25 protein-coding genes, 1 tRNA gene and 1 other RNA gene are annotated in these 25,793 nt (G+C 65.5%); 7 read left to right on the top strand and 20 right to left on the bottom strand.

Going from position 1 to position 25,793, the window contains the following annotated elements; genetic code table 11:
• Positions 1-43: 43 nt before the first annotated feature.
• The 11 genes from secG to AruPA_RS15785 form a co-directional block, all read right to left on the bottom strand.
• Positions 44-448 (bottom strand): preprotein translocase subunit SecG, encoded by a 405-nt coding sequence (secG, locus tag AruPA_RS15835; protein WP_265637734.1) that lies wholly within the window; start codon positions 446-448, stop codon positions 44-46.
• An 82-nt stretch (positions 449-530) separates the two neighbouring features.
• On the bottom strand, positions 531-1,892 hold the full coding sequence (locus AruPA_RS15830) for an NAD(P)H-dependent oxidoreductase (RefSeq protein WP_265637733.1): 1,362 nt from the start codon (positions 1,890-1,892) through the stop codon (positions 531-533).
• Between the two features lie 4 nt (positions 1,893-1,896).
• Positions 1,897-2,697, bottom strand: a complete 801-nt coding sequence (locus AruPA_RS15825; protein WP_265637732.1) for a phytanoyl-CoA dioxygenase family protein — start codon at positions 2,695-2,697, stop codon at positions 1,897-1,899.
• A 57-nt stretch (positions 2,698-2,754) separates the two neighbouring features.
• Entirely contained in the window at positions 2,755-3,480 is a 726-nt protein-coding gene (locus AruPA_RS15820) for an ABC transporter ATP-binding protein (RefSeq protein ID WP_265637731.1), read from the bottom strand.
• Positions 3,477-4,226: an ABC transporter ATP-binding protein gene (locus AruPA_RS15815; RefSeq protein WP_265637730.1), complete on the bottom strand. Its 750-nt coding sequence runs from the start codon at positions 4,224-4,226 to the stop codon at positions 3,477-3,479. The genes AruPA_RS15820 and AruPA_RS15815 overlap by 4 nt, the downstream gene beginning before the upstream one ends.
• The gene (locus tag AruPA_RS15810; protein WP_265637729.1) at positions 4,223-5,218 is read right to left on the bottom strand and encodes a branched-chain amino acid ABC transporter permease; all 996 of its coding nucleotides are present in this window, start codon (positions 5,216-5,218) and stop codon (positions 4,223-4,225) included. Before AruPA_RS15810 ends, AruPA_RS15815 begins: the two co-directional genes overlap by 4 nt.
• Complete coding sequence (locus tag AruPA_RS15805; RefSeq protein WP_265637728.1) at positions 5,215-6,087, bottom strand: branched-chain amino acid ABC transporter permease; 873 nt, start codon at positions 6,085-6,087, stop codon at positions 5,215-5,217. Before AruPA_RS15805 ends, AruPA_RS15810 begins: the two co-directional genes overlap by 4 nt.
• 74 nt (positions 6,088-6,161) lie before the next feature.
• Complete coding sequence (locus AruPA_RS15800; protein WP_265637727.1) at positions 6,162-7,415, bottom strand: ABC transporter substrate-binding protein; 1,254 nt, start codon at positions 7,413-7,415, stop codon at positions 6,162-6,164.
• A gap of 321 nt (positions 7,416-7,736) precedes the next feature.
• On the bottom strand, positions 7,737-9,734 hold the full coding sequence (locus AruPA_RS15795; protein ID WP_265637726.1) for a DUF2075 domain-containing protein: 1,998 nt from the start codon (positions 9,732-9,734) through the stop codon (positions 7,737-7,739).
• Positions 9,735-10,406 (bottom strand): RlmE family RNA methyltransferase, encoded by a 672-nt coding sequence (locus tag AruPA_RS15790; RefSeq protein WP_265637725.1) that lies wholly within the window; start codon positions 10,404-10,406, stop codon positions 9,735-9,737.
• A 13-nt stretch (positions 10,407-10,419) separates the two neighbouring features.
• A complete protein-coding gene (locus AruPA_RS15785; protein WP_408858807.1) occupies positions 10,420-11,517 on the bottom strand; it encodes a Ppx/GppA phosphatase family protein in 1,098 nt (365 codons plus the stop codon).
• 138 nt (positions 11,518-11,655) lie between these two features.
• Between AruPA_RS15785 and AruPA_RS15780 the strand changes: the two genes are divergently transcribed.
• Positions 11,656-11,729: transfer RNA gene (locus AruPA_RS15780), tRNA-Gln, on the top strand.
• Between the two features lie 71 nt (positions 11,730-11,800).
• Here AruPA_RS15780 and AruPA_RS15775 read toward each other — a convergent pair.
• From AruPA_RS15775 to ffs, 6 genes are all read right to left on the bottom strand, one after another.
• Positions 11,801-12,472 (bottom strand): SGNH/GDSL hydrolase family protein, encoded by a 672-nt coding sequence (locus AruPA_RS15775; RefSeq protein ID WP_265637724.1) that lies wholly within the window; start codon positions 12,470-12,472, stop codon positions 11,801-11,803.
• A 28-nt stretch (positions 12,473-12,500) separates the two neighbouring features.
• Positions 12,501-13,604, bottom strand: a complete 1,104-nt coding sequence (locus AruPA_RS15770; RefSeq protein WP_265637723.1) for an OpgC domain-containing protein — start codon at positions 13,602-13,604, stop codon at positions 12,501-12,503.
• Positions 13,601-14,191 (bottom strand): recombination mediator RecR, encoded by a 591-nt coding sequence (gene recR / locus AruPA_RS15765; protein ID WP_265637722.1) that lies wholly within the window; start codon positions 14,189-14,191, stop codon positions 13,601-13,603. The genes AruPA_RS15770 and recR overlap by 4 nt, the downstream gene beginning before the upstream one ends.
• A gap of 303 nt (positions 14,192-14,494) precedes the next feature.
• Complete coding sequence (locus AruPA_RS15760) at positions 14,495-14,818, bottom strand: YbaB/EbfC family nucleoid-associated protein (RefSeq protein ID WP_265637721.1); 324 nt, start codon at positions 14,816-14,818, stop codon at positions 14,495-14,497.
• Positions 14,815-16,617 carry a DNA polymerase III subunit gamma/tau gene (locus tag AruPA_RS15755; protein WP_265637720.1) on the bottom strand — a complete coding sequence of 601 codons (1,803 nt, stop codon included), beginning with the start codon at positions 16,615-16,617 and terminating at the stop codon, positions 14,815-14,817. The genes AruPA_RS15760 and AruPA_RS15755 overlap by 4 nt, the downstream gene beginning before the upstream one ends.
• Before the next feature lie 27 nt (positions 16,618-16,644).
• An RNA gene (ffs, locus tag AruPA_RS15750) (signal recognition particle sRNA small type) lies at positions 16,645-16,742 on the bottom strand.
• Positions 16,743-16,815: 73 nt separating this feature from the next.
• Between ffs and nudC the strand changes: the two genes are divergently transcribed.
• A complete protein-coding gene (nudC, locus tag AruPA_RS15745) occupies positions 16,816-17,727 on the top strand; it encodes an NAD(+) diphosphatase (RefSeq protein ID WP_265637719.1) in 912 nt (303 codons plus the stop codon).
• 215 nt (positions 17,728-17,942) lie between these two features.
• Here nudC and AruPA_RS15740 read toward each other — a convergent pair whose 3' ends face one another.
• Positions 17,943-18,680 carry a hypothetical protein gene (locus AruPA_RS15740; RefSeq protein WP_265637718.1) on the bottom strand — a complete coding sequence of 246 codons (738 nt, stop codon included), beginning with the start codon at positions 18,678-18,680 and terminating at the stop codon, positions 17,943-17,945.
• 242 nt (positions 18,681-18,922) lie between these two features.
• On the opposite strand from AruPA_RS15740, the gene AruPA_RS15735 reads away from it, so the two are divergent.
• The 5 genes from AruPA_RS15735 to AruPA_RS15715 all read left to right on the top strand — a co-directional run bounded on the left by AruPA_RS15735 (position 18,923) and on the right by AruPA_RS15715 (position 23,885).
• Positions 18,923-19,459 carry a DUF892 family protein gene (locus AruPA_RS15735; protein ID WP_265637717.1) on the top strand — a complete coding sequence of 179 codons (537 nt, stop codon included), beginning with the start codon at positions 18,923-18,925 and terminating at the stop codon, positions 19,457-19,459.
• A 294-nt stretch (positions 19,460-19,753) separates the two neighbouring features.
• Positions 19,754-20,644 carry a PEP-CTERM sorting domain-containing protein gene (locus AruPA_RS15730; protein WP_265637716.1) on the top strand — a complete coding sequence of 297 codons (891 nt, stop codon included), beginning with the start codon at positions 19,754-19,756 and terminating at the stop codon, positions 20,642-20,644.
• A 192-nt stretch (positions 20,645-20,836) separates the two neighbouring features.
• Positions 20,837-21,556 carry a phosphatidylserine decarboxylase gene (locus AruPA_RS15725; protein WP_265637758.1) on the top strand — a complete coding sequence of 240 codons (720 nt, stop codon included), beginning with the start codon at positions 20,837-20,839 and terminating at the stop codon, positions 21,554-21,556.
• Positions 21,553-22,419 (top strand): phosphatidylcholine/phosphatidylserine synthase, encoded by an 867-nt coding sequence (locus AruPA_RS15720; RefSeq protein WP_265637715.1) that lies wholly within the window; start codon positions 21,553-21,555, stop codon positions 22,417-22,419. Before AruPA_RS15725 ends, AruPA_RS15720 begins: the two co-directional genes overlap by 4 nt.
• Before the next feature lie 266 nt (positions 22,420-22,685).
• Positions 22,686-23,885, top strand: coding sequence for a S9 family peptidase (locus AruPA_RS15715; RefSeq protein ID WP_265637714.1), 1,200 nt, complete (start codon positions 22,686-22,688; stop codon positions 23,883-23,885).
• Here AruPA_RS15715 and bioD read toward each other — a convergent pair.
• On the bottom strand, positions 23,875-24,525 hold the full coding sequence (gene bioD / locus AruPA_RS15710; RefSeq protein ID WP_265637713.1) for a dethiobiotin synthase: 651 nt from the start codon (positions 24,523-24,525) through the stop codon (positions 23,875-23,877). The genes AruPA_RS15715 and bioD overlap by 11 nt on opposite strands.
• Positions 24,522-25,664, bottom strand: coding sequence for an aminotransferase class I/II-fold pyridoxal phosphate-dependent enzyme (locus AruPA_RS15705; RefSeq protein ID WP_265637712.1), 1,143 nt, complete (start codon positions 25,662-25,664; stop codon positions 24,522-24,524). Before AruPA_RS15705 ends, bioD begins: the two co-directional genes overlap by 4 nt.
• Positions 25,665-25,793: the final 129 nt, after the last annotated feature.

Here is a 25,793-nt window from a genome sequence, read left to right as displayed (position 1 = left end):
GCGCGGCGTAAAACCCCGCGCCGTTGGCATCGCGGATCAGCCATCAGTTTTTGGCGGGCGCGGGTGTCGGCGTGGGTGCCGGGGCAGGTGATGGTGTCGCGGTGGATTCACCCGGCACCGGCGGCAGAGGTGCCAGGGGTGCGCTGGGTGCCTTGCTGCTGGCCGGGGCGCTGGTCGCGGGCACCGGGCCGTTCAGGATCGACTCGCCGCTGCTGGTGCCGCCGTTCTTGTACAGCAACGCCAGGATCAGGCTGAGCGCCATGAATGCGGTGGCCAGAATGGCGGTGGTGCGGGTGAGCAGATTGGCGGTGCCGCGGCCAGTCATGAAACTCCCCATGCCCTGGCTGGAGCCGAGACCCAACCCGCCTCCCTCGCTGCGCTGGATCAGCACGACGCCGATCAACGCGAGAGTGACGAACGCTTGCAGCACGAGCAGAACCGTAATCATGAGAACCTTCCGAACATCGCGCGGGTTCTAATCTGCTGTGGCGATGGTGGCAATCGGCGCGGTGGCCATGGCGTTACGCCGATCACTCGACCGCTGATCGTTCTGAAATGCGAAACGACCCCGCAGCCGACAACAAACCCTCCTCCATGCTCCGGCGCGTCGCGATGGCGTCCTGCATGATGGAATCGGCGTGGGCGAAATCGACATCGGACCACAGCACGGTCTCGCCCGCCCGGATATCGCGCCGCAGCCGCGCGTGGTGCGCCAGGCCGATCGGCAGGGCCCCGCATGCCAGACTGGCCTGGGCCGGCATCAACCGGCCCCACACGGTATAGCCGCCCTCACCGTCCAGCACCTCGCCCGCGCGCAGATCGCGCTTGGCCGTGGCGGTCACATCGCCGCGAAACGCGTCCGGCGCGCCGGTCGGTTCCTGGCGCAGCACAGCGGATAGGACCGATACGTTCAATTCGAGCCCGATCAGATGAAACGGCTTGTACATCGCGGCATACCGCCCGGTGCTGTCGGTCTTCAGCCCGTATTGCGCAAAGCAGGCGGCGGCGTAATCGTTCGGTGCCTCGAGCACGACGTACACGCCCCACCGCAGGTCGCGGAACACCGGCCTGCCGTCACGTTCCAGGGAGGATACCACCTCGACCATGCCGGCGCGCTCGAGCATGCCGCCCGCCGCGCGGGGGCGCAGCACGTGCGGCAGGTCATCGACGCCGCAGGGGGGAAACCCAAGGCCGCCCTCCGGCACGTCGAGCCCCGTCGCGTTCGCGATCGCAGCCATCTCGATCGCGGATTTGGTGCCATCCAGGAAGGAGTTGAACATCTGCGGGTTCATCCCGGCCGCGCGCGCCGCTTCGGGCTGCAAGCCGTAATGCTGCCAGACCGTGTCCGGTGTCACGCCATGATAGAGCGGCAGATATTTGGTACCCTTGCCCGCCGCGACCACGGTAAAACCGCAGGCGCGCGCCCAATCGACCAGTTCGGCGGTCAACGCCGGCTGGTCGCCATAGGCGAGCGAATAGACCACGCCGGCGGCCCGCGCTTCCGCCGCCAGCAGCGGGCCGGCCAGCGCGTCCGCCTCGACATTGACCATCACGATCGCACGCCCGGCGCGGATCGCGGCGCGCGCGTGCTGAATGCCGTGGGCCGGGCTGCCCGTCGCCTCGATCACCAGGTCGATGTCCGGCCGCGCGATCGCCGCCGGCGCGTCGTCGGTAAACACCGTGGCCGCGATCAACTCCTCGCCCCAACCGACGCCGGCACAGGTGCGCCGCGCGCGATCCGGCGCCAGATCGGCGATGCAGGCGACCTCGAGACCCCTGGTATGTGGCACCTGGGCGAGAAACATCGCACCGAATTTGCCGGCGCCGATCAGCGTCACCCGAACCGGCCGCCCGGCATCGGCGCGGGCGGCGAGCAGGCCGTGCAGGTTCATCCGCCTATTCCGCGGCCACGCGGTAGGTCTGCGCCATCTGCGCCAGGGCGTCGTCGCCGACCGGTTCGATCGGCGTGAAGTCGCGATGCGCGATGAACGCGGGCCGCGTCGGCGTTCTGATCGCATTGGAAACGGCATTCAGCGTCAGATACACGATGCGGCGCGGAAACGGCGTGATGTTGCCGGCCGAACCATGCACCAGATTGCCATGGAACATCAGCACGCCGCCGGGCTTGCCGGTCGGTGCGACAATGCCCCCGGCGGCAACCAGCCGCGTCACCGTGGCATCGTCCAGCGTCCAGAGCGGGTACGAGGTGGTCTCCACGTCGTGCCGCGCCTCGAGGTCGCCGGCTTCATGGCTCTTCGGCACCAGCAGAAGCGGCCCGTTGATCGGCATCACCTCGTCGAGAAACACCGAAATATTCATCGCCTTGGGTGCGGGCATGCCATCATCGCGCTTCCAGGTGCCGTAATCCTGGTGCCACTGCCAGACCTCGCCGGTGAAGGCCGCCTTGGCGTTGATTTTATATTGATGCATGTAAACCCGCTCGCCGAAGATCTGCTCGACCGGGCGGATCAGCCGCGGATGGGCGCCAAGGACGCGGAACGCTTCGTTATAGGTATGTGCGGCAAAGGCGGTGCGGGGCGCGCCGTTGGTTTCCCGCCAGACTTCCGGCCGCTCCTGGTCGTAAATCGCCTGGGATTCGCGCTTCAGCACCTCGACTTCCGCAGGGGTGAACAATTCGGGCAGGAACAACCACCCTTCACGATGGAAGTCCTCGATCTGTTGATCGGTCAGCTTCATGGTCGTGTCCTCCATTTTCGATCGAACGAAAACGTGCCAGATCGCCAGCCCCGCTCGTCAGTGCCGGATATCGACCGCCGCGTGGCTGACACCGGCCAGCTGTTCCATCCGGGCCCGATCGTCGGCGAGGGTCGCGGCATTACCGTCATATACCACCTCGCCATCCGACAGGACATAGGCCCGGTCGGCGAGTTCGAGGGCGAGAAACGCGTTCTGTTCGACCAGCAGGATCGACATGCCCTCGCCCTTCATCCGGCCGACGGTGCGCATCACCTCCTGCACGATCACCGGCGCCAGCCCTTGCGAGGGTTCATCGAGGATCAGGAACTTCGGATTAAGCAGCAACGCGCGCGCGATCGACAACATTTCCTGCTCGCCGCCGGATAACCGCCCCCCCTTGCTGGTGCGGCGCTCGGCGAGGCGGGGAAACAGCTGGTACACCGTCTCGATCGTCCAGGGGCCTTTGGTCTGGGGCGGCACCAGCAGATTTTCGTGCACCGTCAGATGGCCGAAAATCTTGCGCCCCTCCGGCACGTAGCCGACGCCGAGGTTGGCCACCCGATAAGGCGGCTTGCCGGTGGTATCACGGCCGAACAGTTTCACCCGCCCTTCGCGCGGCACCGTCAGGCCCATGATGCTGCGCATCGTGGTGGTCTTGCCGGCACCGTTGCGGCCGAGCAGGGCCACCAGCTCGCCCTCACCGACCGTAAGTGACACGCCGTGCAGAATGTGGCTCTTGCCGTAATAGGTCTGCAGCCCCTCGGCCTCGAGCACGGCGCTCATGCCGCGTTACCCAGATAGGCGGCCTGGACGCGCGGATTGGCCGCGATCTCGGTCGCGTTGCCCTCGGCCAGCATCCGGCCGTTGTCCAGCACCGTGATCCGGTCCGCGATGCCGAACACGATCGCCATGTCATGCTCGACGAACAGCATGGTGATGCCCTGGTCCTTGTTCAGCCGGCGGATCAGATCGGTCATGTGGTGGGTCTCCTCATCGCCCATGCCGGCGGTCGGTTCATCGAGCAGCAGAAGTTTCGGCGATTTCGCGAGCACGATGCCGATCTCGACGACTCGCTGATCCCCATGCGACAATTCGCCGGCAACGCGATCGAGCTTGGCGGTCATCCGCACGATCTCGGCGAGATGTTCAACCTGGTTCATCACCACGCTGCGCACGGCGGCGGAAATCCAGGGCCTGAGATTGAGCCCCATCGCGGTTTCGACCGCGACCCGCAGGTTTTCCCGCACGGTGAGCGAAAGAAAAATCTCGGTGATCTGGAAGGTGCGAATGATCCCACGTTTGACCAGCGCGGTCGGCGTGCCCGCGGTGATCGGTTCGCCGCCGAACACGATGCTGCCGTCGGTGGGTGGAAAATAGCCGCTGATCAGATTGAACAGCGTCGTCTTGCCGGCGCCGTTCGGGCCGATGATCGCGCGCAGTTCGCCGGCCTCAACGCTCAGGGAAATCCCCGACAACGCCTGCAAAGCACCGAACCGGCGCCCCACATCGTTCAGCACCAGGAGACTCATGACCCGGATTTCCGGTTGAAGAAGCCTAGCACACCCATCGGGAAAAAGATCACCGAGATCACGAACACCAGCCCGATCACGCTCATCCAGTTATCGGTGACCGAGCTTACGTAGTCGCGCACCAGCACGAAAATCACCGCACCGGCCAGCGGCCCGTAAAAATTGCGCATCCCGCCCAGTACCGCGATGATCAGGAAATCGCCGGACATGCTGTAATTCAGCAGGTTGGGCGAGGCGAACCCATCGAGCAGCGCATTCAGCCCGCCCGCCAGCGCCGCGATGAACCCTGAGATCGCAAACGAGATCGCGATGTAACGCTGCGTGCTGACACCGAGAAATGTCAGCCGCTTGTGGTTCTCGCGGATCGCAACAAACGCATGGCCGAGCGGTGCGTTCAGGACCACCCACAGCAGCAGTGCCGCGATGGCGAATGCCGCCAGCACCAGATAATACATCCCGGTCGGACCCATCGGCAGCAGATGGCCGGGTCCCGCGAATTTCGGGCGCGCGAAACCGGACAATCCGTCGTACCCGCCGGTCAGCGTGTTCCAGCGGATCGCGATGAAATAGAACATCTGGCCGATCGCGATGGTGATCATCGAGAAATAGATGCCCCGCCGCCGCACCGCGATCGGGCCGAGCAGGGTCGCCGCGAGACCACCGAGCAGCGTACCGGCCGCCAGCGCCAGAAACAGGCTGTGGGTTTCGTATTTCAGCATCAGCCCGACGCCGTAGGCCCCGAGCCCGAAATAGGCGGCGTGGCCGAACGACAAGCCGCCGGTGAAGCCGAGCAGCAGATTGAGACCCATCGCCGCGAGCGCGTAAATCAGCACGCGGCTGGCAAGGTCGGTATAGCCGCCGACCAGCGGCAGCCAGAGCGGCACAGTGAGCAGCACGATGCCGAGCACGACATTGCCGATGGTGCGGCGCGAAACGCCGGTGCGCGCCTGGGGCGCCGTGCGCGCGGCTTCGGTCGCGAGATCGGTGCTCATTCGAACAATCCTTCCTGGCCCATCAGCCCGCGCGGCCGGACCACCAGCATCACGCCCATGATGATGTAGATCACCACCTCGCTGGCCGCCGGATAGAACGCGGTGGTGATGCCGGATGCGAGGCCGATGATCAGCCCGCCGAGCAGCGAGCCCACCAGCGAACCAACGCCGCCGACCACGATCGCGACAAAGGCGGGCATGATCAGCGCATCGCCCATGTTCGGGTTGAGCCCGAGCTGGCCGGCGGCCAGAATGCCGGCGACCCCGGCGAACACGATGCCGATCACGAAATTGGCCGAGCGCAGCAGATAGATATTCACGCCGAGCGCCGAGATCGTTTCAAGATCGGAGTTGCCCGCACGGATGCGGATGCCGATGCGGGTGAACCGCAGCACCGCGAACAGCGCGGCGGTGCCCGCCAGGGCGACCCCGACCACGAACAACCGGTAGCCGGTGAGAAAAAAATATGTGCTGCTGAGCGGCTGGTTGAGGAATTGCGGAATCGCCAGCGGCTTGCCCTGCGCACCCCAGATGGTGCGGATCATGTCCTGCATGATGAAGGCGAGCCCGAAGGTGAGCAGCAGCGTGTAGATCGGATCCTTGCGGTTATACAGCCTTCGCACCAGCGTGGTCTCGATCGCGAGGCCGAGCGCACCGGCCAGCAGCGGTGCAATGATCAGCCCGCCCCAGAAACCGACATAGGGCGTGAGGGTAAACGAGAAATAGGCCGCAAGCGCCATGAACGCGCCCTGGGCGAAGTTGATCGTGTTGTTAAGTCCCAGGATCAACGCGAGGCCGAGCGCCATCAGCGCGTAGAACGCCCCCTGGATCAACCCGTTGAACCCGTTGAACAGCAATAACAGACCCATGATGCCTCCCTATGGCGCGTGCGGCACCGCCAGGAGCAGTGCCGCACCGGAACACGCGATCGCCCGTCAGCCGATCAGGACGGGTAGGTCATCTTGCAGCCGGCCGCGGCCGGCGAGAGCGCCAGTTTTTCACCCGGAATGATCGATGACACATCGAACAGATCGGGATATTTCGCACCCTTCACGACATGACCGGGGAACATGCTGAGCATCAGCTGATGATCGGCGGCGCGGTACATCGGCGCGTTGGGTTGCAGCGCGACTTCCGGCGGCAGCACCAGGCCTTCCATGCCGCGCACGACCTTCATGGTGTCGAGCGACTTGGCCCGCTCCACCGCCAGCTTGATCGCATAGGTCGACGCATAGCCGAACCAGGACCGCGCCGAGGGATACTCACCCTTGTATTTGGCGCGATAGGCTTTGACGAAATCATCGAGATGCGGGGTGTTCGGCTGTTTCCAGTACCATTCCGCGGTCCACCAGCCATAGCGCGCATTCTCCGGCAGGGACTGCAATTGTTCAAGCTCGATCAACGCGCCCGCGACGGCGATTTCCTTGTCGATGCCGAACTGCGCGATCTGCTTCATGCAGTTCACCTGGTCATCGCCGGCGAGCAGCAGGCAGAGCACCTTAGGTTTCTTCGCCTTCACCTCAATCAGGTAGGACGAAAAATCCGTAGTGCCGACCGGCGCCAGCGCCGATCCCGCCATGGTGCCGCCGTGGTGTTTCAGCTGCTTTTCATAATCGGCCTGTTCGGCGTGGCCGAAGGCGTAGTCGGTGGTGATGAAATACCAGCTCTTGCCGAATTTATCGAACAGCGTTTCGAAATCGCCGGCGGTCAGCATCCAGGTGGTCGAGCAGGTGCGGAACGTGTTCCACTGGCAATTGGTACCGGTCAACGCATCGACGTGACCGCCAGTGCACAGGAACAGCATGTTGTGCTGATTGGCGAACTGGCTGACGGCGAGCGAGGCGGCGGAATTGACCGTGCCCATCAGAAAATTGATCTTTTCGCGCGCTACCAAGCGCTTTGCCTTGTCGATGGCGGTACCGGGACTACCGGCGCTGTCCTCGACGATCAGCTGCAAGGGCCGGCTCATGATGCCGCCCTTCTTGTTGATTTCCTCCTCGGCGAATTTGGCGCCCTTGATTTCGCTATGGCCGAGGGCCGCGAAAATACTGGTGATCGGATCGACCATGCCGATCTTGATCGGCTTTTCACTCGCGGCCCAGGTCGGCTCCGGTGTCGCGAGCAAGCCCGCGATCCCCGCCGCGGCACCGGCCTTGAGTACGCTCCTGCGATCGATCAATGCTGATTGGTTTGTCATCAACGCCCCTCTGCGTAACATCTGTTTGTTATCGTTTAAACGCACGTACAACGCACAACAATCCAGCCGCCATACCGCGCGATATCTACTCGTCGATCAGTAATCGAACCGCCCCGCTCGGACGGCATAGTCTTGGCCCTCGTTTCCACCGGTCTTTGCCGGCTGGTAATTGTTTGTCCATCCTATGTGTCACATCTGTCAACAGTCCTCAGGTGGTAACCAGCGGGTTTTTCATCAAAATTCTGCGTGATCCGGCAATAAAAAGGCAGAGTGTCTGTCCTTTACGTTGCCAAGGAACAGCCAACCGGACACCCGGCCCGCTCAAATAATATCGAACAGGGCGCCCTGATACGGCACGGGCGAAGCCGCCGTCGCCGGCGCAGGCTCGAGCATGGTGGCCCCGGCGCCCAACAGGAATCCAGCCACCTGATCAAAGGCGGCCGGGCTGCGGGTCTCATCTGCCGGATCGCCGGGCGGGATGAACAGGATGGTCTCGTAGCGAGCGCGCGAGAGCAGGACCCGATAGGTGTTGATCTGCCAGACAATCGCCTCCGGGCGCTTGATCGTCTGCCATTTCGTGCCGCGAAACTTCCGCGCGCGCCAGGCCGCACCGCCAGGCGCGATCACCAGATCGCCACCCCAGCACAGACCGACATAATCAAGTTCAAGACCCTGGCAGGCATATTGCGTGGCGGGCAGTTCGAGCGCGTCCGACGCGCGCACATCCGGCCAGGCGTTGAGAAACCAGTTGGCGACCGCATCGGCGTCCATATGCGGAAAATCGGCGGAGAGACCATCGGCGCGCAGGCGCTTGGCATCGGCGCTGCACACCAGCCCGGCGCGCCGGCTGCCGCGGGAGAGACGGCGGAGTTCGGCGCGCAGCATAGGAAGCGAGCGGGTGATCCGGAACGGAACGCCGCCGGCCGCGCGGCCGATGCGTGCGGCTTCGGCTGCATCGTGGCGCAACACCGCATCCACCCAGTCGGCCGCGGCGTGCGAGCGGATCTGCCGGACGCTCACATCGAGGTGCAGCGCAGGATCGATGCTCATGCCGGCCGGCCGGGTCGCCGCCAGACAGCGCGCCGGATCGGCGTTGCCGATAACGGTTGCCGGCCCCATGATCGACCACGCGGGCCGGGCGGCAAGGGCCACGCCCCAGGAGGCGAGGCCCGCCTCACCGGTGTTGATCTCCTGGCCGCTGCCGACCAGTGCGACAATCACCGCCCAATCCGCGTGGCGGCGCATGATGTCGAGGAACAGGGCAGCTTCACTATCCGGCAGGTTGAATTTGCGGCGGCCGAAATCGGCATCCCAGGCGCGCTGGGCTTCGTCGAACACAATGACATGTTCATGTGGCGCATCGCCGCGGGGCTGGCTGTCGCGCAGAAAGCCGAGCAAAGGCTGGATCGCCGCTTCGAGCTTATGCGCGGCATCGCGGAGGCTGCGGCCCTGCTCCCTGGCATCGCGCGCAAGGGCCGCGCGCAACACATGGACCAACGGCAGATTGCCGGTCAGGAAGGCCGCTTGATGGGCGGTGGTGAAAACCGCGTTCAACCCGCACAAGGTTTTCCCGGCGCCGGGAATGCCGGTCACGAAAACAATGATATGCCGGCGGGCGTCCGCCGCGGCGGCGATCGCAGCGCGGATGGCATCGGTCGTGCGGGTCAGGTTGGTGACATCGGCGCGCGACGAAGCAAGATCGGCCACGCCGTGTTTGCGATACAGCATGGTGGCGGCTTCGACGATGGTGGGCACCGGGCGGTACGCGGCATTATCCCAGGCATGCGGGTCGAGCGGTGCGTGCGGGTCCGGCAGTTGCGCGGCAAGGGTTTGCAAAAGCGGTTCGAGGGTCGCGCCATTGGCATCGATCACCGGTGCGATTGCATGCCAGAACAACGGCAGCGCCGCGGCGGGGATTGGTGCGTGGCGCGCGACCAGCACGGGAATGATCGGGTGGATGCGGCTGCCCGCGTGGAAATCGAACAGGTCGAGCGCATAATCCTCGACCTGTTCGCGATCGGCATTGGTGAAGCCGGTGGCTTCGGTCTTGAATTCAACGACCAGAATGGCCCGGCCGGTCAGGATGATCGCATCGATCCGGCGGCCCAGGCGGAGCAGCGGGTATTCGAGCAGAACGTGCCAATCGGGCAGAGTCCGCAGGGCCGCCCGGAGCAGGTCGATCTGGTCGCGCCAGGCGCGGATCTGCGCCTCATGATTGACCATGTGGGTCTCAACCAGGCGCCGGGCCAGATGATCGACCAGCCGAGCCGGATCTTCCTGGCGGAACGACGCGGCACGGCCGGACCACCAGGCGGGCATTCAGCTCTCCGGCCGATACCCTGTCGCAACGAGATACAATTCCCGGCTGTCTTTGCGGCTGGCCGCCGGTTTGGCGTGACGCACCAGCGTGAACCGGCGCTTCAGCAGGGCGAGCATACCACCCTCGGCACCACCCTGGAACAATTTGGTCACGAAGCCGCCGCCCGGTTCGAGGGTCTTGAACGCGAAATCGAGCGCCAGCTCCGCCAGCCCCATGATTCGCAAATGATCGGTCGCCATATGGCCGGTGGTGTTGGGCGCCATGTCCGACAGGACCAGATCGGCCTTGCCGCCCAGGGCGGCGCGCAGGGCGGCTTCCATCGCCTCGTCCTGGAAATCGCCTTGCAGCAACGTGGCGCCAGGAATCGCGTCGATCGCCAGCAGGTCGATGCCAACGACCCGCGCCGCACCACGGTCGAGCGCGATCTGCGTCCAGCCGCCGGGTGCCGCGCCCAGATCGATCACGCGGCTCGCCTTGCCGATCAGCGAAAATTTCTCGTCGAGTTCAATCAGCTTGAAGGCCGCGCGCGATCGATAGCCCTTCGCCTTCGCAGCTTCGACATAGGGGTCGTTCAGCTGGCGGGTCAGCCATTTCTGCGACGAGGGTTTGTGTTTGCGCGCGGTTTTGAGCCGCACGGCGGTGCGGCGGCCCTGCGAGAGGTCATCGGTCATCGGCGGGGTTCGTTCATGCCTGATAGGGGCGCGATCGGGCGCGCGCGGTGCGGATCAACCGCATCAACATCCCCTCGCGCAGGCCGCGATCGGCCACGGCCAGGTCGCTGGCCGGCCACATCTCTTCGATCGCGGCGAAGATCGCGCAGCCCGGCAGCACGAAATCGACCCGGTCGGGCCCGATGCACGGGTGCTCGGCAAGGCCGGTACGCCCCAGCGCGCGGATCGCGGCAAGACCACTGGCCACCTGCTCGCGCGGCAGCACGGCCCCGTCGATCGCGCCGCGGCGATAGCGATCGAGATTAAGCGCGATGCCCGCGATGGTGGTAACGGTACCGCTGGTGCCGACCAGCCGGACGCCGCCCTGCCGGATTTCCTGGCCGATCCGGTGGATCTGCTCGAACGGACACAGCAGCGCCTTGATCTCCTCGACCACAGCGGCAAATCCGGCCTCGCTTTCGCACCAGCCGGCGCAGCGTTCGGACAATGTCACCACGCCGACCGGAATGGTATGATACCCGATCAGCTGCGGCAGGCTGCGATCGGCCGCACCGGCGCTGCCCGGCACCCGCACCCAGGCAATCTCGGTCGAGCCGCCGCCGATGTCGAACAGCAATGCCCGGCGCTCGGCCTGATTGATCAGCGAGGCGCAGCTCTCCATCGCGAGGCCGACTTCCTCACGCGGCGAGATGGTTTCGATCGGCAGGCCGGTGGCCGCCCGGGCGCGCGCAATGAAGGCGGCGCCGTTTTCGGCCTGCCGGCAGGCCTCGGTCGCGATCGCGCGAATGTCGCTCACCTGCCAGCGCCGCAGGCGCTCGGCGCAGATCGTCAGCGCATCGATCGCCCGATCCATCGCCGCCTCGGACAAGGTGCCCGAGCGGTAGAGACCCTCACCAAGGCGGACCACGCGGCTGAAACTGTCGAGCACATGAAACCCACCGCCGCTGGGCACGCCGACCAGCATGCGGCAATTATTGGTGCCGAGATCGATCGCCGCATACGCCGGCGGGCGCGCACGCCGCTCGTTCGGCACGCGGCTGGTGGCGCTGCGCCGATCGGGGCTGGTGCGGCCAAGGGCCGGCTGGGTCGACAGGGCGAAATCGCTTGCCATGGTCCTCATATAATGGGCGTACCTATGGCTGGAGAGCAAGTCAGAATTGCATGATCGGGCGAATTGGCATCAAACGCCGCGGATCGATTGCCTCGCGCGGCGCAGGATGCTAGCAGCGTCCTACGCGGGACACCTGCTTGGGGGATAGTTTAGCGGTAGAACTTCCGGCTCTGACCCGGACAGCCTTGGTTCGAATCCAGGTCCCCCAGCCACATCACCCGTCACCCTGCGCTCGTCCCGCCTTGGGTGCGCCCTGCTCCTACCGTGAAAGTGATCACCGACATCATTTCACCGCCCGCACGATGGCGGCCGCCAGAGCCGCGGCGGTGCAGGCATACCCGCGGTCGTTCATGTGCAGCCCGTCGCTCGCCAGAAAATCGCTGAGCGGGGGGTCGTTCGCCTGCCACTGGCGCATCAGCGCATCGCGCGAGAACAGGCTGACGCCGGGCGCCTGGGCGAGGGAGGCCAGCGCGGCGTCGATCCGGTCGTTATCCGGCGAGGCGAGCAATTCGCGCGACCGCTGATTGTCCATCAACACGATATCCGCATTGGCCGCGCGCAGACGATGCAGGCCGCGGCGGACCAGATCCTTGAAATGGCGAATGCTTTCGCGCCGCGCGGCCGCGTTCGCACCCACCTGCCAGATCACCAGACTCGGCTCCAGCGCCAGCACGTCGCGCGCCATGCGCTTGTCTTCGCGCCCGGCATCCTCGCCGCTGACGCCGCGATTGATCACACTGATTTCCGAATCCGGCAGCAGCGACGCCAGATCGTCCTGCAATTCGGCGGGATAGGAATCCGCGATGTCATGCGCCATGGCACCCCAGGTCGAGGATGAGCCGAGTGCTGCGATCACCACGGGCTGACCCGCCTTCAGCGCGGCTTTGAGATGCGGCAGGGCAAGATGCTGCACCGGCGCGCGCGGGCAGACCAATGGTGCCGCATGCGCTGCCATGGGCACGCTCAGCAACAGGCCGAAAAGTCTAAGAAGCCGCCGGTTTCGCATCCTTCACCCTATACCAGGCGCCGCTCGCCGCGATGCCGAGCAACGCAACGAGGCCGACGCCATTGACAACGATCTGCATCACCCAGCCCGGATCATGATCGAGCACGACCCGCCCCGCAAATGACAGGACGATGCTGGCACAATACGTGGTCAGCCCGTGCTGGCCGATCAGCACGAACACCGACCCCAGCCGTGTTTCAATGAATTTCGCCCCAGGCGGCACATAGCGCGAGGCGAGCCAGGCGAGCGACAGGATCGAGAGCAGCCGGTAAGGGTGCAGGCCGGTCTTGTCGATGTCACGGATCAGCGGCTTGATCGCCCCCGGCACATGGCGGGCCAGTTGCGGCTCGATCCAGGTGGTCAGCAAAATCAGAAATCCCATCACCAGCAGCGCGATCGCCGCGACATCGGTGGCGACACGCGGCAGCGCCGGCCGCCCGAACCGCGCGAAGATCATGCCGAGCACGAACAAAAACTGCCAGGTCAGCGGGTTGAAGAACCAGCCGTGGCCGCCCGCGGTCGGCAGGTTCCAGCCGAACAGCCGCGCCGCGACATAGAGCGCAAAACTCGCCGCCAGCAAAATCCGCGGCCGGCGCAACAACAACAGCAACGGCGCCATGCCGCCCATGATCACCACATAGAGCGGCAGCACATTCAGGAACGATGGCTGATACAGCATCGGCACCGCATCGATCATCGCGACCAGCGGTTCACGCACCAGACGGTCCATCCCCACCCGCGCCAGATACCCCGGCGTGGCAAACCAGGCGGCAAACAGCGCAACCTCGGCCGTGAAGATCACGAACAGGAAAATATGCGCAATATACAGCGTCCAGGCCCGCTTGAGCATATCCGCCCCGGCCGAGACCGGGCCGGCCTGATCGAGCTTGCGGCCATACACCAGCGAGGCGGCATAGCCGGCCAGCAAAATGAAAATCTCGGTCGCATCGTTCAGCGCCAGATTGCGCACGGTGAAGCGCGCCAGAGCATCATGCGGAATATGATCGAGGAAAATGCAGAACAACGCGATGCCGCGAAAGAAATCGACCCTGAGATCGCGGCCCGCGCGAACCAGCTTCACTCGGCCGACCTTCGCGCGGACATCGCCATCGCCAACGTGCCTTCATCGAGAATCTCGATGCTGCCGCCCACCGGCACGCCTTGCGCCAGGCGCGTGATCCGGACACCGAACGGGGCCAGACGTTCGGTCAGGTAATGCGCGGTCGATTGACCATCGACCGTCGCCGGCAACGCCAGGATCACCTCACGCACTGAACCATCCAGCCGCGCCAGCAACCGCCCGACGCCCAGTTCCTCCGGCCCGCGCCCGCCGATCGCCGATAACAACCCGCCCAATACATGATACCGGCCCCGATACACCGAAGCCCGCTCCAACGCCCATTGGTCCGCCACCGACTCCACGATGCAGATCATCGGCTCACGCGCCGGATCGCCGCATACCGAACACGGGTCCACACTGTCCAGCCCGCCACACACCGAACACACCACCACCCGCTGCGCCGCCGCCGCCAACGCCCCCATCAACGGCAACAACCGACCCTCACGCTCACTCAGCAACCGCAACACAATCCGCCGCGCACTCCGCGGCCCCAACCCCGGCAACCGCGCCACCTGGGCCACCAAACTCTCGATCTCAGGGCCCATCATGAGAGCGGCTGCCAAGCCGGGGCGCTGCCCCGGGCCCTGGCAAGGGGGCTTTGCCCCCCTGCACCCCCGACTAAGGACTTAGTCCTTAGAACCCATTTTTTTCGGGTGAGAGGCCGGGGGGTGTGCGCCGCCTGCGGGATTAGCGCATCCGCGCCGATCCCGCAGGCGGCGCACACCCCCCGGCCCCTCACCCGAACGAGTGGATTCCAAAGACTAAGTCTTTGGCGGGGATGCAAGGGGCAGCGCCCCTTGCCGGGGTCCGGGGCAGCGCCCCGGCTTCGCCAGCGCCCCATGATCGATCCCTCAGAACGGCAGTTTGAGGCCGGGGGGGAGCGAGAGGCCGCCGGTGGCTTTTTGCATTTCGTCGGCGGTGATGGTTTCGAGTTTGGTTTTGGCGTCGTGGTGGGCGGCGATGATGAGGTCCTGGAGCATTTCGGCGTCGTTGGGGTCGAGCAGTTTGGGGTCGATCCGGGCGGATTTCAGGACGCCTTTGCCGGAGAGGGTGAGTTTGACCAGGCCGGCGCCGGATTCACCCTGGATTTCGAGGGCTTCGAGGCGTGCCTGCATGTCCTGCATGTTTTGTTGCATGGCCTGGGCTTGTTTCATCAGGCCGGCGAGGTTTTTCATCGATCGATCTCCATGGCATCGGCGATGTCCTGATCGGACATCGGGGGGGCGTCGTCGCCTTCGTATTCGGGCAAAGCGGCGGGTGCGGCAAGGGGTTCGGGGTCTTCGGGTTCGACGCTGGTGATTTTGGCGCCGGGGAAGGTGGTAAAGATGGCCTGGACCAGCGGGTGGGCGAGTGCGTCTTCGCGGGCTCGATCGCGGGCGGTGTTGCGGGCTTCGAACACGCTGGGCGCGCCGGCTTCGCGGGAGAGGGCGATGGTCCAGCGGCGGCCGGTTTCGGCTTCGAGGAATTTGGCGAGCCGGGCCGAGAGGTCGCGCGGGGCGTCCGGCGAGAGGTTGAGTTCGATGACCGGCGGTGCGAATTTGACGATGCGGGCGTCGTGGCGGAGTTGGCTCGTGAGCAACGCGTCGCGCCGGTCTTCGGCGAGGGCGATGACATCCTCGAAGCGGGCGAGGCGCGGGGCGGCGCTGGTGATGGCGGGGCCGTTGACCACGGCGCGGGGTGCGGGGTCGCTGGGTTCGCGCGCGGTGGTGGGGCGGGGTGCGGTGGTTTCGGCCGAAAGGCGGCGGACCAAGTCGCCGGGGGGTGGCAGGTCGGACACGTAGCACAGGCGGATCAGGATCATTTCGGCGGCGGCGCGGCGGTCGCTCGCCTGTTCGACTTCGGCGATGCCTTTGAGGAGCATCTGCCACAGACGGCCGAGCCAGGGGATCGAGAGGGCGGCGGCGAGGGTTGCGCCGCGCGTGCGTTCGAGTTCGGGCAGCGTGTTGCCGGTCGCGAGGTCGGGGATGGATTTCAGGCGCGAGAGCGTGTGGGCGAGGCCGAGCAGATCCTGCATCAGCAGCACGGGGTCGGCACCCTGGGCGTGGGCGCGGTCCATCACGGCGAGCGCATCGGCGATGCGGCCGGCGGCGATCGTGTCCATCAGGTCGAAGACGAAGCTGCGATCGGCGAGGCCGAGCATGTCGCCGACCAGGGCGGTGGTGATTTCGCTGCCGTCGTCGGCGCGGGCGATCGCCTGGTCGAGCAAAGAGAGACCGTCGCGCACCGAGCCATCGGCGGCGCGGGCAATGGCTTCGACCGCGGCGGGTTGGATGATGATGGCTTCGGCGGTGGCGACCCGGGTGAAATGGGCGGCGAGGGTTTCGACCGGGACGCGTTTGAGGTCGAACCGCTGACAGCGCGAGAGGACGGTGATCGGGACTTTGCGGATCTCGGTGGTGGCGAAGACGAATTTGACGTGCGGTGGCGGTTCTTCGAGGGTTTTCAGCAGCGCGTTGAAGGCGTTGCGCGAGAGCATGTGGACTTCATCGATGATGAACACTTTGGTGCGGGCGATCATCGGGCGGAAGCGGGTGGCTTCGATGATTTCGCGCACGTCATCGACGCCGGTGTTGGAGGCGGCGTCCATCTCCACGACGTCGGGGTGGCGGTCGGCGAGGATGGCGATGCAATTGTCGCAGACGCCGCACGGGTCGGGGGTCGGGCCGCCCTGACCATCGGGGCCGGTGCAGTTGAGGGCGCGGGCGAGGATGCGGGCGGTGGTGGTTTTGCCGACGCCGCGCACGCCGGTGAGCATGAAGGCGTGGGCGATTCGTCCCATGGCGAAGGCGTTGCGCAGGGTGCGGACCAGGCCGTCCTGGCCGATCAGGTCGTCGAAGGTGGTGGGGCGGTATTTGCGGGCGAGGACGCGGTAGGCCTGGGCGTGGACGGGTGCGGGGCTGGCCGGTTCGTCGCCGAACAGGGATGGGCCTGGAGGTGGAGGCGGCTGGTCATCATCGTCGAACAACCCGGCCATGCATCCTCGATACGGTGAGAGGTTTGGGTGGGAGACCGGGTCCGCGACCCGTGCGGAAACTCGTTGCGGCTGCTGCCTTCCGGCCCTGACCGGGTTGGCGAGGCGCCCGTCCGCGGCCGATCTCCCGGCGGTGTTATCGGGTTTTCCGCCCTGTTTTGCAAGCTTGCCTCGGCGCAAGGCGGATGCCAGTCTAGCGGCATGCCCGACACCAATGCCGCCAGTGCCCTGCTGTACAGTTCCGCCGCGCTCGACCGGGCCGGCCATCGCCGGACCGACGCGGGGTGGATTGCGCAGGCGCGGGCGAGTGCGGAGGCTTTGTTCGTGCCCTATTGGCGGGGGCGGATGCTGATCGCACTGGAACCGGCACCGCAGGCGGTGTTGACGGCGCGGCCGCGCGATGCGGCGCTGGCGGGGAGTTTTCTGGGCTTGATGGCGGGGCGGCCGGTGTTCGCGGTCGATGTTTCGGCCAGCGAGACGCCGCTGGAGACACTGGCCGGGGCGGGCGGTGAATTTCTGGATCTGCGCGGCCTGACGGGGACGCTGCCGGCGGGGCAGGCCGGGTTGCTCGCGACCGCGAAAGGGTTGCTCTACTGGCAGTCGCGCACCCGGTTTTGCAGCGTCTGCGGCGGGGCGTGTTCGGCCGAGCGCGCGGGGCATACGATGCTGTGCGGACAATGCGGCGCGGAGCATTTTCCACGCACCGATCCCGCCGTGATCATGCTGGTGACGCGGGGTGAGCGGGTTCTGCTCGGGCAGTCCCACAAATTTCCGGTTGAGCGGAACTTTTTTTCAACGCTGGCAGGGTTTGTCGAGCCAGGCGAGAGCCTGGAAGATGCGGTGCGGCGGGAGACGCTGGAAGAGGTGGGTGTGACGGTGGGCGCGGTGCGTTACATCGGCAGCCAGCCCTGGCCGTTTCCGGCGTCGCTGATGCTGGGGTATCGGGCCGAGGCGCTGAGCGAGACGATCACGCTGGATGAAGAGGAAATGCGGGCGGCGGCGTGGTTTACCCGGGAGGATCTGGTGAACCGCAAACAGGCCGGGTTCAATCTGCCACCGAAAGATTCGATTGCGCGGCGGTTGATTGAGGATTGGATGGATGAGGGACGGTAGGAAGGGTTTCTTGATGTAAAGACGGGCGGAAGGGAAGGCTTCTTTTTTGTAAAAAAGAAGCAAAAAACTTTCTTTAATCTGGGTCACGGGCGTTTTCACCGGCACGGGCCCAGATTAACAAAGTTTTTTTTGCTTCTTTTTTGTTCACAAAAAAGAAGGACTTCCCTTGCTTCTTTGCCTATTTCGTTTTGTTATCGTAACGAATTAGGCGTGCATCAGCCTCGCGGGCCTTTGCGCCACATTTTTTTGGCATCGAAGGAGGGCACGAAGGGATGGTGCCAGGGCGGGACGGGTGGTGGCGGTGGGCCGAGGATGTCGCGGAGTTGTTCGGGGGTGAAGTCGATGCTGCCGTCGGGGTTGACTTTGTATTGGGCCATGAAGTCGGGCTGGCGTTTGGGGCGGGGGCGTTTGGGGCGGCGGTTGGCGGGGTTTGTGGGTTCGCCTGTGGGTTCGCTCCGGGGTTTTCTGGGGCGTTTGATGATTTGGGGGGGACGCAGGCCGAGCATGGTGTGGAGGGGGCGGAGGATGCGGCCGAGGCTGGGGTGGGTGGCCAGCAGGTCCAGCACGATGGGGTCTTCCATGAAGCACTGGAGATCGGCGCGGGCGGCGGCACCGGCGACGACGGTGGCGGGGCCGTTGGGCAGCAGGCGGATCAGCCAGGCGAAGCCGCGCGGGAGGGTTAGGGCGGGTTTGGGGTTGGGATTAGGGGTGGCGGGTTCGCGCTTGACCGGTCCGGGAGCGCGGGTGCGGGTGCGGGGGGATTGGGGTGGGCGGGATGCGATGCGGGCGAAGCGGGCGATCTGGCGGGCGAGGTAGTTCCAGATCAGGACGATGAGCGGGCCGTGGATTTTGAGGCGGTAGCCGTTGTCCGCGACGGAGCGCTGCAGGGCGCGGAAGATCAGCGTGAAGCGCTCGGTCGGATCGGCAGGCATGAACGGCGCGTTTGCGATCATGGGTAGGGTTAGACCATGAGCGGTGGGGGGTGAGAAAGGGGTTTGTTAGGGGATTTTGTTAGATTCTTTTTGGGGGTTGGTGGGGTGGGGGATGACGGGCGGCGCGGCGATTAAACATCGCACAGGTTTTTTCAATCGTCTTGTGGTCATCGCGCGTCGTACCCAGAGTTTCGAGATGGACGTCCGCTTCCGGTTGGGATGGTTATACTGGGCGATCCTTAGACAAAGTAAAGGAGGGTGCAATGGCTTATCTTGAGAATCGTAATGAATCTATGCTGACTTATTTCGATGGATTGCAAAATGCCCATGCGATGGAGACGCAGGCGATCGAATTGCTGAGCCGGCAGGTGGAGCGGCTTGAACATTACCCGGAGATGGAAGCGCGGATGCGCCAGCACATCACGGAATCGGAGACCCAGCGCGCCCGGCTGGAGGACGTTTTGAAGTCGCATTCGGAGCGGGCGAAATCGGGGACGTCCTCGATCAAGGATGCGGTTCTGGGGCTGGGCGGCAATATTGCGGCGGCTTTGCATGCGCCGGCCTCGGACGAGGTGCTCAAGAACACGCTGGCGAATTTCGCGTTCGAACATTTCGAGATCGCCGCCTATAAATCGTTGATTGCGATGGCCGATACGCTGGGCGATATGACGGGCCGGGCGGCGGCGGAGGCCTGCCTTGCGGAAGAGGAAGCGATGGCGGCCTGGATCGATCAGCGGATTGCGCAGACGACGCTGACGTTCCTCGATCGGACCAACGCCGGGGTGGTTGCCAGCCATTGAGCGGCCCTGGCACCGGCCCTGGGGCCGGCCCTGGGACTGGCCCTGGGGACTGACGCCGCCCAGACCGGCACGATACGTGCGGTCGGTTGTGGCGCGCCGGACGCATCGCGCCGGACGCATCGTGCCGGACGCATCGTGCCGGTCTGGGCGGGCTTCGCGGCGGCGCGAGGTGTCAGGATTCTTTACACTCTCGATGTCGTGAAATCGTTATGATGTTGAATTGACATAATATTTTTGTTTGGCATCGATTTTGCCTGGTCAGCGCCGTTCATTCATTTCTTGCACGGAGCCAGCATGACCCGCATTCGTATCGCCCTGCTCGCCACCACTCTGTTTTGCGCGACGACGGCGCATGCCGTTGCCGATCCGATTCTGCTGATCGTCGCCGGTGGGGGTGGTGGGGCGGGCTATAGTAGCGATGGCGGTTCGGGACAGTCCGGGACGACGGCGCAGGCTGGTTTACAGGGTGGTGCAGCTGCCGGTGTGAACGAGTTGGGCGGTGGTGGCGGGAGCAACAACGGTGGCGGCGGCGGCGCGGGCGCTCTTGGTAATGGCCTTGACGGACGGACCTACAGCGGGAGCGGGGGCTTGGCTTATCCGTCGTTCGGCGCGGCTGGGGACTACGGTGGCGGCGCCGGTGCGTACGGGGGTGGTGGTGGCGGCGGCTACAATGGTGGTGGTGGCGGCGGCGGCTACAATGGCGGCGGCGGCGGCTTCGGCGGCGGCGGCGGGGGTAGTTCTTACCTTGCCGCTGCGTTCACCAGTATCTCGGAGACGTCCAGCAATAATACCGGCCCGGGCTCCATTTCGATAGAATTCGGAAATTCCATACAGTCGTTCAGCTATACTACCGGGGGTCCACAGAGCTATGTTGTTGCCAACACCGGCGTCTATACGATTACCGCCTCCGGCGGCCAGGGCGGAGCATCGACCTCCAACAATTACGGGGGAGGCCTTGGTGCGACGGTCAGCGGCAGTATCTTGCTGACAGCCGGGACCACGCTCGACCTTGAAGTCGGTGGCATGGGGGGTAGTTCTACAGACGGCGGCGGCGGCGGCGGAGGGTCCTGGGTTTTTGACATGTCGGCGCCGACGCCGGTGCCGGAGCCTGGGTCGTTGGCGGTGTTTGGAACGGGTCTGATCGGGTTGGGTTTGGTGGTGCGGAAGCGGCGCAGGATGGGTTGATCGCGGGTTGATCTGCGATCGGGTGTCAATCCGGTTTGTTGCCGGGTTGGGGCGTGGGTGGAATGAGGGGTATCGGGGAATACCGATCGTGGGGCGCCTGATCCGAAGCGCCCGCGACCCCGAGTCAAAAAGTTTTTTGCTTCTTTTTTTTAAAAAAGACGCGCTTGTCTGACTAACTGCCCCCGCCGCCCGATCCTTGCGCGACGGCAAGCCGGTCGCCATAACGCGGTCATGGATATTATCGACAGTTTGCGCTCTGCCTGGGTTCCGCCGCATCGGGCGGGGTTGCCGTTCATTATCGGCGGTGTCGTGATTTTCGTGATCGGTTTGATCGTGGCCGGGTGGCTGGCGTGGATCGGGCTGGTGTTTGCGTTGTTCTGCCTGTTTTTCTTTCGTGATCCGGCGCGGGTCGTGCCGCCGCGGGCGGATGCGGTGGTGGCGCCGGCGGATGGGCGGGTGGTGATCGTGGATCGGGCCGTGCCGCCGGCCGAGCTTGGTTTGCCGGCGGTTGCGATGCCGCGGGTGGCGATTTTTCTTTCGGTGCTGGATGTCCATGTCAATCGGGTGCCGATGGCGGGGATGGTGACGCGGATTGCGTACCGGCATGGCACGTTCGTCAATGCGGCGGCGAAGGAATCGGAGCTCAATGAGCGCAATGCCATTGCCATCCGGCTCGACAGCGGGGCGGAGATTGCGGTGGTGCAGATTGCCGGGCTGATCGCGCGGCGGATTCTGTGCGATATTCACGAGGGCGACCGGGTGGCGACCGGAGCGCGGTTCGGGATTATCCGGTTCGGCAGCCGGACCGATCTGTATCTGCCGCCGGGCACCACGCCGCTGGTTGCGGTGGGTCAACGGATGGTGGGGGGTGAGACGGTGATTGCGACGCTGGGCACGACACTGGCATTATGAGCGAGACGTTCAAGCCGCGCCGCTTCGTGCTGCCGCGCCGCCGCCCGCCGCGCCGGCCACGGCTGCGCGGGTTGAGCTTCAACCGGATGCTGCCGAATTTGCTGACTCTGGTCGGGCTGTGCGTGGGGTTTACCGCGATCCGGTTCGCGCTCGATGGGCGGTTCGGGGCGGCGGTGATCGCGATTGCGGTGGCGGGTGCGATCGACGGGCTCGATGGGCGGTTGGCCCGGCTGTTGAAGGCGACCTCACGGTTTGGCGCGGAGTTCGACAGTCTTTCGGATTTCCTGTGCTTCGGGGTGGCGCCCTCGCTCGTGCTGTTCCTGTGGTCGCTCGATCAATGGGGGGCGTTCGGGTATCTGCCGTCGCTGATGTTCACCGCGAGCATGGCACTGCGGCTGGCGCGGTTCAACGCGGCGCTCGATGAGCTGCCGCACGCGGATGACGGGCACCTGCCGGCATCCCGGTTCGCGCAGAATTTTTTCACCGGCGTGCCCGCGCCCGCCGGGGCGGCACTGAGCCTGTTGCCGATCTATCTGGGACTCGAGGCGGCGGAGCATAATATCGCCTGGCTCGCCGACGTGGCGCGCGCGCCAGGACTGAGCGCGCTCGTGCTGGTGGGCACCGCATTGCTGTGCGTCTCCACCCTGCCGGTCTGGAGTTTCAAAAACTTCAAGGTGCCGCCCAGCTTCGCCCTGTGGCTGCTGCTCGGCGTCGTCGTGTTCGCGGCCATCATGCTCGCCGACCCGTGGCTCGCGCTCGCCCTGCTCGCCGCCGCCTACCTGACCATGCTGCCGTTCAGCCGCCGTAGCTTCAAACAGCTCCAAGCCGAAGCCGAAGCCCGGCTGCAACCCGAAACCGAGTGATCGCGGCGTTGGGGTGGGGCGCTCGGAGACAGGAAGGCGGGGGGCTTTGCCCCCTCGACCCCCACTAAGGGCTTAGCCCTTAGAACCCGCTAGTTTTAGGTAAGGGGAGGGCGCTGCCTCGGATTTTCCGTCGATCTGACCTGTGTCGCCCTCCCCTTACCTAAAACTAATGGATTTTAAAGGCTCCGCCTTTAACGGGGTCCAGGGGCAGAGCCCCTGGCCTTGCTTGCTTCAAGCGCCACATCCCAGCGCAGGGATCATTCGGTATGGAGGTTGGATTGCTGCGGTTTTTGGGGTTGGTTGGGGTGGTGGTGGGGTTATCGGCTTGTGCGATGCCGCGGCCGGGTGGGTTTTATCGGGGGGTTGATGTTGCGGGGGCGCGTCCGGGGCAGGTTTTGCGGGTGCGGCCGTTTGGGGCGGCGCCTGCGGGGGCGACGGCGACGTTGGTGATTTATGCTTCGACGGGGTTGGGTGGGGCGATCGTGCCGGTTTCGGGGGTGATTTATGTGCCGCGCGGGCCGGCGCCGCCGGGTGGGCGGGATGTGATTGCGTGGGCGCATCCGACGACGGGGGTTGCGGCGGGGTGTGCGCCTTCGTTGGGCAACAGGGTGTTCGACAGTCTTGACGAGGGGGCGAGCATTCCGGGGTTGCGGCGTTTTTTACGCGCGGGCGATATTGTGACGGCGACGGATTATGAGGGGTTGGGGGTGGCTGGGGTGCATCCGTATCTGATCGGGGATGCGGAGGCGGCGGATCTGATCGACAGTGTGCGGGCGGCGCGGGCGTTGCCGGGGGCCGATGCGAGCCGGAATTATGGTGTGTGGGGGCATTCGCAGGGGGCGCAGGCGGCGTTGTTCGCCGGGCAGGATGCGGCGGCGTATGCGCCGGGGTTGCATCTGGTCGGGGTGGCGGCGGCGGCACCGCCGACGGATCTGGGCGCGGAGTTGCGCAAGCCGACGTCCGACAGCGGGCGGGTGCTGGTGTCTTATGTGTATGCCACCTGGTCGCGCTGGTATCATGTGCCGATGACGAGCGTGGTGGCGCCGGCGGCGGTGGCGCTGGTGCGGCGGGCGGCGGATCGGTGCATCAATTCGGTCGGGCAGTATGTGCTGGCGCAGCGTGCGGGGGCGGCGCTGAAGCGGGTGTTTCTGGCGCATGATCCGATGGTGACGCGGCCATGGCCGCGTTTGTTTCATGAGAATTCACCGGGTTATGCGCCGGCGGGGGCGCCGGTGTTGCTGACGCAGGGGACGGCGGATGACACGGTGTATCCGCGATATACCGATGCGTTCGATCGGCGCGCGTGTGCGCTGGGGGACCGGGTGGATTATCTGAAGCTGAAGGGGGTTGGCCATGTGTTCGCGGGGTATCGGTCCGCGAAACTGGTGGCGGCGTGGTTCGCGGGGCGGTTTGCCGGGGCGGCGGCACCGGATACGTGTCCGCGTTCGGTGACGGTTAAAGGGTGAGGAGCCAGTCGTGCCAGGCTGGCGTGTCGAAGATGGTGACCGGGCCGGCGCCGTGGCGGATGAGGGTGGCCATGGTTTTGGCGGGCGGGACGGGCAGGTCGCCGATCGGGTTGAGGATGACCATGGCGATCGGGATGTGGCAGGCGCGCAGGGCCTCGATGGTGCAGAGGGTGTGGCTGATGGCGCCGAGGTAGCCGCCGGCGACGAGGATGGCGGGCAGGCCGAGTTCTGCCATCCAGTCGCGCACGGTGTGACGGTCATCGAGCGGGACCATGGCGCCGCCGACGCCTTCGATCAGGAGGGGTGCGGCGGATTGCGACATTTCCGTGCGGCAGAAAGCGAGCAGGGCGTCGAACGGGATGGTTTTGCCGGCGCGGGCGGCGGCCATGTCGGGCGAGAGCGGATCGGGGAAGCGCCAGGGGCAGATTTTCGCGACCGTGGTATCGCTGGTCATTTGTCCCATGGCGGCGAGCAGCGTGCCGGCGTCGCTGGCGGCGGAGCGGGCGGGTTGGTAGCCGCTGGCGACCGGTTTGAGCGCCCAGGCCTTGATGCCCTGGCCGTGCCAGTGGCGGAGCATGGCGGCGGCGATGTGGGTTTTGCCGATGTCGGTGCCGGTGCCGGTGATGAAGAACTGGGTCATGCTGCGATCAGGATAGAGGTGCGGACGTGGTTGGCCAGACGTTCGATATCGGCTTCGTGGTGGCCGGCGGTGAAGGCGAAGCGGAGGCGGGCGGTGCCGTCCGGCACGGTGGGCGGCCTGATCGCGGTGACCAGGAACCCGGCGGCGGCGAGGCTGGCCTGGGCGGCGAGCGCGGTTTCGGCCGCACCGAGGATGAGCGGGACGATCGGGCTCTGGGCGGCGGGCAGGCCGAGTGCTGCGGTGAAGTGGCGGGCGTGGCGGAGCGGGCGGGCGCAGAGAGCGGGGTCGGCCGCGATCAGGTCGAGCGATGCGATGGCCGCCGCGACCACGCCGGGCGGCAGGCCGGTGGTGTAGATGAAGCTGCGCGCGCGGTTGCGGATCAGGTCGCAGACCGCAGCGGAGGCGCAGAGATAGCCGCCGTAGCCGCCGACCGCTTTCGAGAGCGTGCCCATCTGGAGGGGAATTTCGCTGCCGTGCGCCGTGCCGCGACCGGCGTTGAACACGCCGATGCCGTGGGCGTCATCGGTCATCAGCCAGGCGCCGTGGGTTGAAGCGAGGGCGGCGAGGGCCGGGATGGGGGCGAGGTCGCCATCCATGGAGAAGACGCCGTCGGTTGCGATGATGGCGTGGCGCCAGTTGTGCGCGGCGATCAGATGGGTCAGGTGGGCGACATCGTTATGGCGGAACGGCAGCACCGCGGCGCCGGAGAGTTTGGCACCGGCCCAGATGCAGGCGTGGGCCAGCTCGTCGATGAACACGGCATCGCCCGCACCGACCAGGGCGGGGATGATGCCGATGTTGGCGAGGTAGCCCGAGCCGAACACGACGGCATCCGCCGTGGACTTGAGGGCGGCCAGCCGGAGTTCCAGCGTGCGGTAGAGCGGGTGATCGCCGGTGACGAGGCGTGAGGCGCCGGCGCCGACGCCGTAGCGCTGCGTGGCGGCGACCGAGGCGGCGATGACATCCGGGTGCTGGGACAGGTTGAGATAGTCGTTGCAGGAGAACGAGATCAGGCGCTGCCCGTCACGCAGGGCGATGGCGTCGGGGCCACGGGTGATCGGGCTGATGCGCCGGCGGAGGGATGCGGCGTCGAGCGATGCGAGTTTGGTGGTGGCGAACTGGTCCAGGGTGGTGGTCATGGGGTTTGGACTCGGAGAGAAGGCGCAGCAAGCACTTCTTTTTTTGTAAAAAAAGAAGCAAAAAAACTTCTGGTCGTGGGGGCGTTGCTTGGGAAAATGCCCGTGTCCCCGATTATGGAAGTTTTTTGC

It is taken from the genome of Acidiphilium sp. PA (assembly GCF_026191915.1).
In the GTDB taxonomy this organism is placed as follows: domain Bacteria; phylum Pseudomonadota; class Alphaproteobacteria; order Acetobacterales; family Acetobacteraceae; genus Acidiphilium.
The sequence above is the reverse complement of the archived record's forward strand: the minus strand, read 5'-3'. Positions and strand labels throughout refer to the sequence as shown.